At 53.7% G+C, this 13,077-nt stretch carries 9 protein-coding genes; 1 reads left to right on the top strand and 8 read right to left on the bottom strand.

What is annotated here, in order from left to right:
* Positions 1-61 precede the first annotated feature (61 nt).
* The 8 genes from NDI56_RS14295 to NDI56_RS14265 form a co-directional block, all read right to left on the bottom strand.
* Positions 62-3,697 carry a type IV secretory system conjugative DNA transfer family protein gene (locus NDI56_RS14295; protein WP_310920280.1) on the bottom strand — a complete coding sequence of 1,212 codons (3,636 nt, stop codon included), beginning with the start codon at positions 3,695-3,697 and terminating at the stop codon, positions 62-64.
* A 364-nt stretch (positions 3,698-4,061) separates the two neighbouring features.
* A complete protein-coding gene (locus NDI56_RS14290) occupies positions 4,062-4,433 on the bottom strand; it encodes a cyclophilin-like fold protein (RefSeq protein ID WP_310920278.1) in 372 nt (123 codons plus the stop codon).
* Between the two features lie 200 nt (positions 4,434-4,633).
* Positions 4,634-5,041, bottom strand: coding sequence for an HNH endonuclease (locus NDI56_RS21765; RefSeq protein ID WP_417936021.1), 408 nt, complete (start codon positions 5,039-5,041; stop codon positions 4,634-4,636).
* A gap of 209 nt (positions 5,042-5,250) precedes the next feature.
* On the bottom strand, positions 5,251-6,387 hold the full coding sequence (locus NDI56_RS14285; RefSeq protein ID WP_310920277.1) for a serine hydrolase domain-containing protein: 1,137 nt from the start codon (positions 6,385-6,387) through the stop codon (positions 5,251-5,253).
* A 121-nt stretch (positions 6,388-6,508) separates the two neighbouring features.
* Positions 6,509-6,691: an exodeoxyribonuclease VII small subunit gene (gene xseB, locus NDI56_RS14280; RefSeq protein WP_310920275.1), complete on the bottom strand. Its 183-nt coding sequence runs from the start codon at positions 6,689-6,691 to the stop codon at positions 6,509-6,511.
* Complete coding sequence (gene xseA / locus NDI56_RS14275; RefSeq protein WP_310920274.1) at positions 6,688-7,893, bottom strand: exodeoxyribonuclease VII large subunit; 1,206 nt, start codon at positions 7,891-7,893, stop codon at positions 6,688-6,690. The genes xseB and xseA overlap by 4 nt, the downstream gene beginning before the upstream one ends.
* Positions 7,894-8,223: 330 nt before the next feature.
* Positions 8,224-9,450, bottom strand: a complete 1,227-nt coding sequence (locus tag NDI56_RS14270) for an orc1/cdc6 family replication initiation protein (RefSeq protein ID WP_310920273.1) — start codon at positions 9,448-9,450, stop codon at positions 8,224-8,226.
* 331 nt (positions 9,451-9,781) lie between these two features.
* Positions 9,782-11,245 (bottom strand): P-loop ATPase, Sll1717 family, encoded by a 1,464-nt coding sequence (locus NDI56_RS14265; protein ID WP_310920272.1) that lies wholly within the window; start codon positions 11,243-11,245, stop codon positions 9,782-9,784.
* A gap of 686 nt (positions 11,246-11,931) precedes the next feature.
* Here NDI56_RS14265 and NDI56_RS14260 point away from each other — a divergent pair.
* The gene (locus NDI56_RS14260; RefSeq protein ID WP_310920271.1) at positions 11,932-12,777 is read left to right on the top strand and encodes a DNA-binding protein; all 846 of its coding nucleotides are present in this window, start codon (positions 11,932-11,934) and stop codon (positions 12,775-12,777) included.
* Positions 12,778-13,077 lie beyond the last annotated feature (300 nt).

Here is a 13,077-nt window from a genome sequence, read left to right as displayed (position 1 = left end):
CGACGATGACTCCGAAGATCGCATCATCCAGATTAATTAACCAGTGTCTCAGCAGGACCCTTCACCCAGCCTCCTCGATCATATCTCGCACCTGCTCGACCGTGAACATCCCCGTACATCCCGCGGTATCGATTCGGAACTGACTCGCCGGCGTACTATCGGCATACGTCTTCTCTACACGCGGTTCTCCCTCCAAGGGGTCATTCAATGCGCCCAGCACACGATGGGCCTCAGAATGCGACATCGTGACCCAGATCGCCTCATCGGGGTCACACACAGCCATCTTATCGAAGTCCTCAGGCACTGCTCTGCGAAGATCGTGATTCACTCGTTCGGCTTCGAGCGTAATGCGAATATGACCATCCTCGTCCAGCCCAACCACGTCGATTCGATGGCGGTTGTACTCACTCATTTCCTCGGCTAACTCCTCGCTATCGCCGCCCATTGCACTCGCTGCAGAGACGACCGTACTTTCTTGCTCATCGAGCTCGAAATACGGGACGACGTCGACGACTGGTGACTCGTCATCTTCGACATAGTGCGTCTGGAGATACTGACGACCAACCTCCACAGCCAGAACATGCTGAGACGTCTCATCTAAATCGCCCTTGCCGTGGCCATAATCGACGCCCTTGCGATAGTGCTCGCCAATCAAGCTTCGCCCCGACGGCGTCACCGAATACAGGCGATGGGGCCGATCCGTATCGTGTTTGAGTATCTTTGCTTCGACCAGATCCGTCACAGCTTCGCTGTCGATATCGAGGTACTCCTGGAGTCGAATCATGCTGTCGTACAGCAAATCATACTCCAGTGGATCATAGCGCAGTTGCTGGGCATTGTAGACGGCCTGGACGAACATGAGCTGTCTATCGGAAAAGTCGGTCACCTCTCGTTCATCCGGCGTGAGCTTCAGGTTCACCTCACAGATGGGGACGTCATCCCGGTCCACTTCTTCTAGGATGGCACAGCACTCGATAGCCCGGGACATTCCCGACCCATCTGGGTCATAGCGACTCTCACACTCGGTACAGAAGAGCGCATGAACCTCGCCGTCGTAGCGGACCGTCTCAGGCAGTCGATTCGTATAGGGCAAGGCGCTGTCGACGCGTTCTGGGCCCGTCTCTTCGTCATCCGAATCCTCGACTGTACTGGGTTCGACCAAGCTCAGTCCCACAGTGCTCTGTATGCGCTCTGTGAGTGCCGTGGTGGCATCCTCGAACCCACTGCGACGTGGCCCCTCTCTTGCTGCGGGATGGCCTCTCGGAGGCGTGAGCGAGCGCACCAGAAACGGCTGGGGTTCGTCTTCATCGAAGGCCGCAGGCAGGGAGACCAACCACTCCCCACGACGGAGTGCACGGAGTCGATTCCCCACGTCACTGGGGGACATTTCGTCGGTGGCCAGTCGCTTCGCCAGCCGTTCGTCGACGGCGACGTTACCCGTCACGATAGTCGAGACGTTGTTCAGTACCTCCTGATAGGCTCGCTCGCTTCGCTCACGCAGCTGGGATGGAAATTGCATCGCGAGTGTGACCGAACACTCGAAACTCCGTGATTGAGAGAGGAGTTCCGAAAGCAAGGACGAATCTGCGATACTCGCAGCCTCTTCGAGATAGCAATTGACCAGCGGGAGGTCAGCTTTCTCCTGGTCGTCTTCACTGTCAGTCTGTTCTTTTGCGCGGCGTTTCAGTGCCGACCAGAGATTCGAGATAATCAACAGCGTGAGTGCTCGCTGGGACTCACTTCGCAGCCCGCCCGTATCGAAGATAATCACGACGTCCTCGTCCAGATACTCGAAGAGGTCGAAATGTGGGTCATCACTCTCTTCGCCCCGCTCAGGGACGTGATTGAAAATTCGCGCAAGTCGGGGATTGACCGGAATCTTCTCGATACGGTTTGCCACCCCCTGCATAATCTCATCGAAGGTCCGGGCTCGATTGGCCACGACGCCGGCGAGCATCCGCTCTAAGTCCCCATCCGAGACCGGAGGCGCACTGTTGCGGTCGTGCATCTCTTGGAGTGCGCCATGGAACTCTCGGTGGCTAAAGGCCTCCTCACCACTGACGGGGTCGAACATCGCTTTGACGATGTAGCGAATAATGTCCGGCGAGCGAACGGCCTGCTCGAAGCGGTCACGGCCCATGAGCGCCACGAGAATCTCGATATAGTGTTCGACGCGGTCTTCGACTGCAGCTGTCCGGGAAATCCCTGCGTCGAGTTCATCACGGATATCAAAAAACGAGAATGCCGGGAGGATGTCGGCACAATCGAAGTACAGGACGTTCTCCAAGCTCCCGTAGCGCTCGTAGTGCGCTTGCATGTACTCGACGGGCATTCCATCGCCTTTCGGATCAATCAGGATGTCAGCGCCGTCTGTGGCCTCGTGGTTATCCAGTAGTGCGTTGATGAGGCTCGTCGATTTCCCAGAGCCAGTCTTGCCGAACCACGCAAGATGCAGTGACTGCAGATCTGGCGGGAGTGAGATCGGGTCTGGTTCCGGCGTGCTATCCTGTGTGAGTGGATGGCCAATCGGGAGGCCCTGGGTTCGGTACTGTGTGAGTTGATGTACGGGCGGGTGGGCCATGGGCTGGCGCTCTCCCGGTGTGGCATTCAGCAGGCGACGTCCCGAGGCCGTGAGTGCAGCCCCATCGAGGAGACAGAAACTCCCCACTTCGCTTGCATCGGTGATGAGCACTGGCGAGGGTGGATTCGCCCAGGGAAACTTTCTGATGAGCCCCCCGTTTCGAGTGTTCTCTCGGAAGTCCGTGGCCTCGATATTGTCGACGACGTCCAGGGCGGACTCGCCAGTCAGAACCTGTCCATCCAGCTCGTAGGTCGTCTGATTGAGGTGGGTGAACGCTGTTTCGAGGTCGTGGGCGATGTCGGTCGATGACACGCCCTTAGTTTCATTTGCAGCTTTGGGGCCCACGGCTGCTCGGCAGTTGACATCGAAGGAGTGTCTCGGGTCTCGCTCGGTGAGCTCTCTGAGACGTTGTTCGTCTGCGGCGGTGAGATGCTCGACATCGTCTTCGGGTGCGCCAAAGATGGCGTTGGTGAGCGTCCCTCCGAGTGTATCTGTCCCATCTTCGAGAGCGAGTTGGCGTGTTTCGAGCTCGGTAGACCAATCCGGTTTCGCCCGTATGAGCGTCTGAAAGACCACGGGATAGGGACTGTTCGCAATCGTCTCTGTGACGCTCGTCAGTGGGAGGTGTGTCTGTTCGCTCTCGTAGAAGTGATCGACAGGTGTGAGGCGGGTTTGCCAGTCACGACGATGAGACGTGTGGCGTTCGTATTCGATGGCTGTGGGACTTGTGTTGGTCTCTGTCTCCGGTGTGACACCGGAAAGCAGGTGGGCTCTGGACAGTTGGACGCGTTCGAACGCATAGGCGTTCGGAAAGAGTCCTCTGAGGGTGCCTTCGAGTCCGTCGAGTGTTTCAGACGGGACGGTCCGGACGTAATAGGAGAGTTCATCTTCGTTTCCGATGAGCAGCCACTCGATAGTGGGTGGCTCCTCGTTCTGAAACAGTCCACCGAGAAAGCCAGTGGAATCGGTGTGACTGTCGAGGCGGTGGAGGCGACGCGTATGCGTCTCGATATTGTCCGGGTCGAGTGGGTCAGTGGCTGGTTGGATTCGAATGTAGGTGTCCGTCGAGTCTGCAGGGACAGGAAGTGTCTCCTCAGTTGGCGGGGCGTGGGCCATTATTGCTGGATACTCTCCAGTTGCTGGACGCTGAGATAACGCTTCTCGAATGATGATTTCGCCTAGCAGTTGCTATCCATTCACAGTGTCACTGTGTCTGTTTCCAAGGTTAGTGTGAGGGGCTGTACTGCCAACCTTTGGCGGGTAGAGCCATCCTTGGAAATCGTTGTCTGGTGGTATATTCCGTAGGAAGATGCACTTACAGCAACCTCGAAAGCCCTCGGACCGCTCGCGGTCGCTGGCCAACATCTCCTCGCTTCGCTCGGAGAGGGGGCACCCAGACGACCAGGTAAACGCGACCGGTCCTCGCCCTTTCAATCCACCAGGAGATGGTGTTCAGAACCCAGTCGAGAGCCGGGTGTCTCTACTGCTCTTCAACTCGAACCGTTGTGCCACCCGTCACGTCCTGTAGTGGTTCCGTGTCTGCAATCTCAGCAACCACTGTGACCGGGGCAGCTGCACGTGGTTCGTTCTCGTGACTTGCCGGCGTTTCTCCCCAGAAGAGACAGAGTGCGTTCCCGTCTGGCCAGTAGGCAACTGTGCCGACTGGTACTGCTGTTTGTGTCTCCTCTGGTGGCACATCGACGTCCGTACCGAAGTACAGTTCATCGCCCCAGCGAGTTGCCTCGCCTCCGAGTGGTAAGGCCTCAGCGAGTGCATCCTGAGTTGCCTGATTGTTGTCACTCCACGATGCGGTGAGTTCGTGCCCATCGACGAGGACTCGAAGGTCGCTCATGGGGTTGAGTGGGAAGCCAGCAGTCAAAAATGGAGTGTCAATTAGAGGCGCTACTTTCAGATATCTTTGTCTGAAATAGCCCCCCGATGAAGGCTGCAAACTGGGTACTGAAGTATTGATCAGGATTAGCCGATAACCAGTACGCCGTACTGAACAAAGAGTGGGTAGTTATGACTAGATAATGAAGATAATATAGATAATCACGCTTTTGAGACGGCCTGTTTCACCTTTTCCCATTTAGTGTTATTAATTCCCTCAGGTCTACTGTATGGGAGTTCACATCTTGAAAAATGTTTCGCGTATGCTCTCCAATCACCTCTTGGGAGAATAGAACTACAGGTTGGGCAAGCATACATTCTATCACTGCTATCGTTTTGGTTATCGCTTACCTGATTCCCATTATGAATAGAACCATGACAGCTTTTGCAAACTGTTATTAGGTTGCTCAGTTTATCACTTCCGCCTACACTTTTTGGAACAACATGGTGAGCGTGAAGTTCAGCATCCCCTCTCCTCCTACCTTTTTGGCCGCAATTTTGACATTCGTAGTTATCGCGCTTATATACCTGTCTCCTTCGTCTATCCCAGTCATCCGGATAATCAGGCATAGAACCTTAGTGATACTGCAACTTAGTTAATCTAGTGATTATACTTTCACGACTTAGACGATGTAGCGCCACATGGTGAGCGGGTGGTCGCCCGTTCCCATAGGGGCATCAATGAATGTACGCTCTGTATTGACCAAACTTGAGGCAAAACATCTTCCCTGAAGCGGATTCAATGACAGCAAAAACTTCGCCTCAAAAGCCGTAATCGCTTAGCTCTCGTTGAGTAGCAACCGGACTGAATCAGACATCCCACTGACCCGGGCTGCGTGTTCGTACGATTCCTCTCGGATGCCATTCGTCACGTACGCAAAGCCGACGTCCGATTTGGAGTCACCCCAGACGAAGACACTCCCGAGGCCAGCGTGACCAAACATCTCTTCGGTGCTGACCGACCCGAACATGTCGTTTGCGAGTCCCCCGGTCCAGAAGCCGAGCCCATAGCGTGCAGGCCGCGAAAGTGTCCCATCAGAGTCGGTTTCTGCGTGGGTTGTGGTCGCCTTCTCGACCGTGTCGGACTCGAGCAACCGTGTCCCGTCCAGTTCCCCACCGTTCGCCATACAGGCGTAGAATCGCGCGAGGTTTCTTGCGGTCCCGATGCCATTCGCGGCTGGGATGACGGCTCGATGGATATCCTCTCGATTGAAGACAGCCGCGGAGTCCGAAGCTGGGATACCCAGCCCCTCGCCTGGATCACGACACCGGTCGAACACCTCAAAACCCGCAAGTGTCGCGACGTCATCTGGTTCATCCTCATCGAGTCCAATCGAGGACTGTTCTAAGCCGAGTGGCTCGAATACGTTCTCTGCGACATACTCATCGACGGGGTGGCCACTGATTCGGTGAATCAACTCGCCAACGATCCAGCCGTAATTGAAGGTATGATAGGCTGGCTGCTCGCCGGGTTCGAACACCGGGTCGATGCCTTCCATTGCTTCGACGACGCTGTCCCAGTCACTCCACTCCTCGACGGCTTCATCGAAGTCGCCGTATGGCACCCCAGCCGTGTGGCTGAGAATCTGTTGAATCGTGATATCGGCTTTCTGGCTGTCTTCCTCGGCGAACTCCGGCCAATGCTTGACAATCGGGTCGTCGTATGCAGCCTTCCCGGTCTCGATTAACTGTTGGAGTCCAACCCCAGCGTAGGGCTTCGTACACGAGAAGATGAGGTGGCGTGTCTCCGGTGTTGTTGGTTCGCCATCGGGGCCATCAATACCACCGGCGAAATCAACCACGAGTTCGCCGTCGACGTAGACTGCTAACTGTGCACCGTGATGTAAGCCAACGTCGAGTTGGCGGTCGAACTCGGCTCGAAGCCGTTCTCTGTCATGTTCAGAAAAGCTTGACATATTTGGTTGTGTTACGGTGTCCCAATAAAACTAGTCTCCAGTAGATTTTGGACCCGTCTTGGCCGTCTGTCGGTGCCTGTGGGCGGACACAGACAGCTCTCGTAGCGCGCTGTTGAGTCAGCTATGCCTGCTCAAAGATTTCGCCCTCATCAGCATCGAGTTCAGCTTCGAGTTCGCTGAGTAGCTCTTTGCCCTCTTCGTGGAGTTCCTTTGCCTGTTCCAGTGAAACATCGCCGTTTTCGAGCTGGTCGATAATCGATTCGAGTCGGTCCGTCTTCTCGCCGATGGAGTCGGTGGTACTCATAGTGAGAGGATGATGCCTAGCGCCAGTGCCAAGACGAGGAGTGCCAGCACGACGAGTGCGATTTTGAGTCGTCGGTTCTCCCGGCGTTGTTCTTTCGTCTCTTGTTCGTACGCTCGTTGCTGTTCGTACTGCGTTCGTGCGCTTTCGAGGCGATTCTCGAGTTCGGTGAGTCGCTCCGTACTCACTCGCTCGAATGCGTGATCGAGGTCTTGTCGGAGGGTATCAACCTGGCTGGTCACACGCTGGGTGTACGCTCGGTCTAGCCGTTCGGTGTTCGTTTCCAAGGATGTCCTCACTGTCTTCGTATAGGCTGTCTCGAGTCTGGTTTCGAGCTCACCACAGCGTGCTTCGAGTTCAGCTTTCTCGGGAACAATCTCACCAACGTGGGTGGGCGTCATCACCCGCATGTCTGCAACCTCATCGGCCAAGGACCGATCATTCTCGTGACCAACGCCAACGACCACTGGGGTGTCCGTATTGTGGATGACTCGACAGAGTGGCGTCTCGTTGAACACGCGAAGGTGCTTATCAGAACCACCACCCCGAGTGAGGACAATGACGTCGATTGTGGCATCATCATCGAGCCGGCTGATAGCCTCCATCATCGAGGCCATCGCATCCATCCCCTGGACAGCCGTGTTGTGAATCGTGATATCGACCGCCGGGTCCCGGTCTTGGATACTCGTCACCGCGTCTTCGCGAGCATCACTGTCGGCGCTCGTTGCAATCCCGATATGACGCGGTCGCTCTGGGAGTTCCTGTTTTGTCTCAGGATCGAGTAAGCCGTCTTCAGCAAGGATTTCTCGATTTTCCTCGTAGGTCTGCTGGTAGATTCCGTCGCCGACGCGGACGATATCCTCGACGATGACCGAGATATTGCCCCCGTCCTCGTAATAGGAGAGGTCGCCCTTCACCGCGACCTGGATGCCATCTTCGAGGTCAACGTCGATTGTTGAATGTCGAAATGAGAAAATGACGCAGTGAATCGTCGAGTCCTCATGAACGAGGTCGAAATGTGTGTGATTGCTTGAGGAGACTCCATGGTCTGAGACATCGCCGACGAGATACTCGAAATGGAGCTCGTCGGTGGCCTCGATGAGCGAGCCAATGTCCCCGTTGAGCGTATTGACGAACGTGACTGCCTCTGAGTCAAGACGCTCTTTGAGCGGGTCGAGGTCCGTCGTTTCTGGCTCGGTGCCCATTCACCTTGTCTGTGATTTGTGTATGAGTAAAGCGCTGGTGGTCGACTCAGTGGGACGTGTTCATCTCGATAGGGGTGTGTCGTGTGAATCGGTCTTTTGGAAGACTATACAGAGACACCCCACTGCTTCCAGTGAAGTGCCGGTATGGTTCTGGAGTTCACAGAGATAGACACACCCCACTGTTGCAAGTGAAGCCAGTCTGCTTCTGGTCTACCTAGACAGACACACCCCACTACTTCTTGTGAAGGTCGACTGGCGTCACTACTGTTCTGACCAACAGACACACCCCACCATTTCCAGTGAACAGCGTCTTCAGAGGCTTCCTCTTAGCTACAGCACGTTGTTTCTCTTCGCGTATTTTCGGATCTGCTCAATCGTTTCCGCAAGGGGGAGCGCATCACCCATCGCTTCTAACGCACTCCGGAAGGGGACGTTGAGTTCGTAACTGTGGTAATTTCCCCGTGAGCCGCTTCGATTTTCTGTCGCTTTGAGGATGCCGAACATTCGAAGGTCTGCGAGGTGGTTGTTCACTGAGCGCTGGACCAGGGGGGACGTCGTTGCGCTATCACACACGCGTTGGTACTCTTCGTACACATCGCGGCCTCGGCATGGAGTTTTTTGCTGGGCTTCCTTCGAGACGACTGCGAGGAGTACTAGTTTCCCGTGGACGGTGAGTTCGCGCATTCCCTCCTCGACGCGTTCAGCATTGAGTTTGTGTCGAGCGTCCTCGACGTGGTGTTCCTCGATCGCCTCGGCATCGGCGCTCTCTGCTGTCTCACCGGCCAACCGAAGTAAGTCAAGTGCCTGACGGGCACTCCCACTGTCTCTGGCAGCCAGCGCTGCACAGAGGTTCAAGACACCGTCTGCACAGGCGTCGTCAGTGAGTGCAATCTTCGCTCTGGAAGCGAGAATATTCGCTAACTCTGGAGCTTCGTATGGTGGGAACTGGAGTTCTCGTTCACAAAGCGTATCCTGGACGCGTGGGTCGAGCTGGTCACGGAACTGCAGGTCGTTGCTGATGCCGATGACACCAACGCTCGTCTGTTCGAGATACCCATTCGCCCGTGCCCGTGGTAGTTCATAGAGGAGTTCATCACGGTCCCCAATCGAATCGATTTCATCGAGGACAACGAGGACGGTTCCACCCAACGCTTCGAGTTCGCTGTAGAGTTTAGTGAAGACCGTCTGTTGGGGATAGCCAGTGGCGCTGAGTTCGTCTCCAGGATCTCTGAGTGCGTTCACCATCGCAATGGCGACCTGATACGAGGAGGTGAGCGTGTTGCAGTTGAGCGTGAGCACTGAGAGCGCAACGTCGTCGTAGGCCTCGACGTCTGCTTCGAGCATCCGAAGCAGGTACTCTGTGACAGCCGTCTTTCCCACACCGGTGTTTCCGTAGAGAAAGATGTTGTTCGGTTCCCAGCCGTCGACGATTGGCTGGAGGGCGTCCATGTAGTCAGCAATCTCTTCGTCTCGTTCTTCGAGTTCGTCGGGTTGGTACGATTCACTCAATGCGTCCTTGTTCGCGAAGATACTCCGGTTACGCTCGAACCCAGTCATGGGGTGTCTGGTCCCGTCTTTGCTTATAAATGGGTGCTTGGGAGTGTTGCTGGGTACACCCCACTGTTTCCGCTAAAGCGCTGATATGTTCTGGACGTATTGGAGGGGTGGTTTTTTTCTGTGGGGGTAGATATAGGTGTTCAGTGTCGGTGGAGGCGTGTAATCGGTTGTTCACGAGAAATAGTGGGGTGTGTCTGTGTGGGGATAGGAGATGTGTCTGGCGCTCAGTAATATTCTCAATGGATGACGGGTTCGGGCAGTCGTGCTGAATACAGCATGCGTATCACACACGGAATAGTTCTGAATGTGATTCGAGACAACTGTATTTTTACTATGGTCTGCCTCGGAGTACTAGTCCAAGACCGTCTCGGTATAATGGAGGGATTTCAAATTTATCTGCATTTCTTCCCCTTCCATCTTTAGGCTTTAAAACACCTAACTCATACAATTTAGTAATTGCTTCGTCGCCATAGGGAGATAGATCCTCAAATAACTCTGAGAGTTCATCACGAGTGAACTCTTTTTGTCTCATGCCCTCAAAGCTATTCACGTGTTCTTCTATTTCACCAAATTCTCCAAGATAGGTATTAACCCGCTGCTCAGAGACAGTATAATATGCATCTTTTACTGAGTTCCCTTCAATTAATTTCTTGTTCGGATTTGGATTTTCCTTGATTTGATTCTCTTTAGCCACATTACAGAAGGAAATGAGTTCCCTAGGGTAGTGTCCATCTAGACCATCTTTAATCCGATCTCTAATCCAGTCAAAAAGGTCTGCTTCTTTTGGGCCGCTATAAACCTGATCGGCGAAAACTGCATAAAATATCCTCTTTTGAGTTTCTATATCGTACTGATCGACAATATCGGCGTCTAAATCCTTGCTAATTGTGTCAGACACATATTCCTTCACTTCTGGCGATGAGAGCATTCGTTTATTTATCAATTTAATAAGAATCCCACTGTTCCACCCTAAATTAATTTGCTTTCCTAAGAACTTATCCATGTTGACAAAGCTTAGATCCTTCCAAATATCAGACCGAATTAACACTTTCAAATGAATGTTAGAAAAGGGGTCTCTCATAAATGACAATTGTGTTCTAAATAATGCCTCTAGCATCTCTTTGCGCTTCTCTGGATGTTGGCTTTGGAGTTCATCGATTTGATCGAATAACAACCAGACTTGCTTGTTTCTCTCCTCTAAAAATTCCTGTTCTTGTAACAACAGCTGGCGAATATCGATATCGCTCTCATGTTCAAAATTAATGGTCAGGTCCTTGATTGATATATTTCCGTTCGTCGGAGGTGAACCAATAAAGGCTTGCCACATTCTTTTTCCAAATGGGAGTACTCGGTGGTCGGGTTGTTCTCCCAACTTTTGAAGAACAGTCCCAAGTTCATCGGTAGCGGAGTATCCTTCAGACCCGATCTGAGAGGCTATTTTCAGGCTTATATATAACCTCCAAAATTTATCGTAATCAAACCCATCCTCTTCAACAAGATTTTTCAAATCTTCTCCCAATACGGTTTTGAAGCTCTCCCCACCCGTCGCTTTGATTATCGACAAGTTTTCTGGAAACTTATTAGGAAGTTTTTCTCGGGCGTAGTCTTCGTGTTCAGTGAACAATTTAAAAATAGCGCTCTTTCCTGAGCCTTTTGCCCCCTTTATTAATTGGGTATCACTATCTGGAACTCTTTCAAATTCGCGGGTTTTAACGAATAAATCCGTAAGATTATTTTCAGATTCGGCATCAACCTGTCCAAAATCTAATGACTTGAGCAGGCGTTCTTTCTCCATGATAATATCAAATATGAGTTGCCCCCAAATAAAAAACATTGGGAACAGTAATTAAGCATCAATTTAAAATGAGACGTGTTCACAAACACGAACCAATCTTATACGCTGACAAGCTTGTTCGCAGAATCACATACTGCTACATCCTCTCTATTCAGCAGTCCTTTTGTATCACATGCGGGACGATTCTTTTCCTATGACAGTGGTGTGCCAATCAGTCCAGCACAACTTGAAAGCCCTCAATCGTTCGACTCCCGCGACTCGCTGCGCTCCAGTAGGTGCTTGCATCGTCGGAGTTCGTCGAATGACCTCGCCCTTTCAGTCCACCAGGGAGGCGGTTGGGTTGGTCTAGTATGGCCCGTCCCGCTCGCCCGGCCGGACGCCCGCACCACGAACAGCGAACCGGTTCGCTGTTCGTTCCTCGCTCGCCCTTTCGGGACGGCAGCATCAAGTGCGGTTTCGGTCCTCATCCTTCGGACCGGAAACCGACTTGAAGCTGGACACTCGGGCGGGCTGGCCGGTCGCGCGAGACTAGTTGTACCTTCTCGTAGGTGCGCGCTGCCCGCGCCCTGTCGGGCGCGTGAAGGCGCGGACAGCGCGCGAGGATGTAGTCGATATGTGATGAGAGCCACGGCTGGAGAGTCGTGAAAGTTGGAAGACGCTGAGTGGGCGCCTTCGGAGATTCTGCAATGAGTATAGAGAACTCGATCCGATATGAAGTTTCGCACGATGAATACCCGGTCGAAGATGAGGCGGTCGTCGAGGAAGAGCCGGAGCTGCAGCGGTCGGTCCAACAGGAGATACAGTCGAAGGTCGATACGAATCATTTCGAGGCGGCTGGACGAGGACTGACCTTAGAAGCGGAAGAACGGATGGAAGCCCGGGAGGCAGAGATCGAGCGAACCAGTAGCCGGTGGGATAAGCGCCAAGACTCAGACCGAGAGGCACGGACGAGGGGGATTGTGGAGCGAGGAAACGAAGCGCGACGTCGACGATTTGCGAAGCGTGCAGCGAGCGTGGACCGATGGGAAGATTCAGATAGGGTGGACCCACGGGCAGAAATGACTCGGGAAGAACTGGCGAGCGTGAATCGGCAGGCCAAGCGGATACAAGAGCGAGTCCGGACGGGAACGACGACGGCGGCACTCTCGAAGAAGGTAGCCAGGCGGATTGCAGATGGGGCGGATATCGTGGATGCGTCGGTCTCAGTGACTGAGGAAGAATGGCTTGCGCCAGGGACGGTTGTGCCAATCGAGAAGATTGGGGAGGCAAATCGAAGCGAGGTGGACATTGCGGGTCGAGTGAAGGTCCTTTGGGAGTCGAGTTGTCCAGCGATCTCTCAGGTGGGGCTGATAGAGGATGAGACATCGGTTACGAAATTCGTCTCATGGACGGCCAGCGATCAACCCTTAGTCAAAGAAGGCGAGCGTGTGCGGTTCCGGTCGGTGGCCAAGAGTTGGTACGAGGGGCGTGTTTCGGTTGCATTGACGGGCTGGAGTAGTATCGAGTTCCCAGAACGAACAGAGCGGCTGTAGGAGGCATAGGCGGCTCTTTTTATTGGACGCCAGCTCCTCCCCAACCGTCGTCCTCACTACGTTCGGACGCCCCTCGCGCGTTCTCGACGCTACCGAGCGTCGATTCATCACGCGCCAACTGCACTGTAGTTATTCTAAGTCTCGCTGAACGAGTTGCACAGAGGAATGAGAATGGGCACTCAAACAATACTCCTGTGAGGCTGTGTAATGATTAGACTGGAAACAGCTATTCAAATACGAACGGTGGTTTTCGCGCAGCAGCTGAATGTATAAATCACCCCAACTTCTGAGCACGCCGTA

It is taken from the genome of Halomicroarcula saliterrae, from assembly GCF_031624395.1.
Classification (GTDB): Archaea; Halobacteriota; Halobacteria; order Halobacteriales; family Haloarculaceae; genus Haloarcula; species Haloarcula saliterrae.
Note: the sequence above shows the minus strand (reverse complement) of the source record. Positions and strands in the feature narration are given on the sequence as shown.

Excerpts from the sequence above, each read along its gene's own strand:
- NDI56_RS14295 (WP_310920280.1), bottom strand. The coding sequence starts at position 3,697 with ATGGCCCACGCCCCGCCAACTGAGGAGACACTTCCTGTCCCTGCAGAC.
- NDI56_RS14290 (WP_310920278.1), bottom strand. The coding sequence starts at position 4,433 with ATGAGCGACCTTCGAGTCCTCGTCGATGGGCACGAACTCACCGCATCG.
- NDI56_RS21765 (WP_417936021.1), bottom strand. The coding sequence starts at position 5,041 with ATGCCTGATTATCCGGATGACTGGGATAGACGAAGGAGACAGGTATAT.
- NDI56_RS14285 (WP_310920277.1), bottom strand. The coding sequence starts at position 6,387 with ATGTCAAGCTTTTCTGAACATGACAGAGAACGGCTTCGAGCCGAGTTC.
- xseB (WP_310920275.1), bottom strand. The coding sequence starts at position 6,691 with ATGAGTACCACCGACTCCATCGGCGAGAAGACGGACCGACTCGAATCG.
- xseA (WP_310920274.1), bottom strand. The coding sequence starts at position 7,893 with ATGGGCACCGAGCCAGAAACGACGGACCTCGACCCGCTCAAAGAGCGT.
- NDI56_RS14270 (WP_310920273.1), bottom strand. The coding sequence starts at position 9,450 with ATGACTGGGTTCGAGCGTAACCGGAGTATCTTCGCGAACAAGGACGCA.
- NDI56_RS14265 (WP_310920272.1), bottom strand. The coding sequence starts at position 11,245 with ATGGAGAAAGAACGCCTGCTCAAGTCATTAGATTTTGGACAGGTTGAT.
- NDI56_RS14260 (WP_310920271.1), top strand. The coding sequence starts at position 11,932 with ATGAGTATAGAGAACTCGATCCGATATGAAGTTTCGCACGATGAATAC.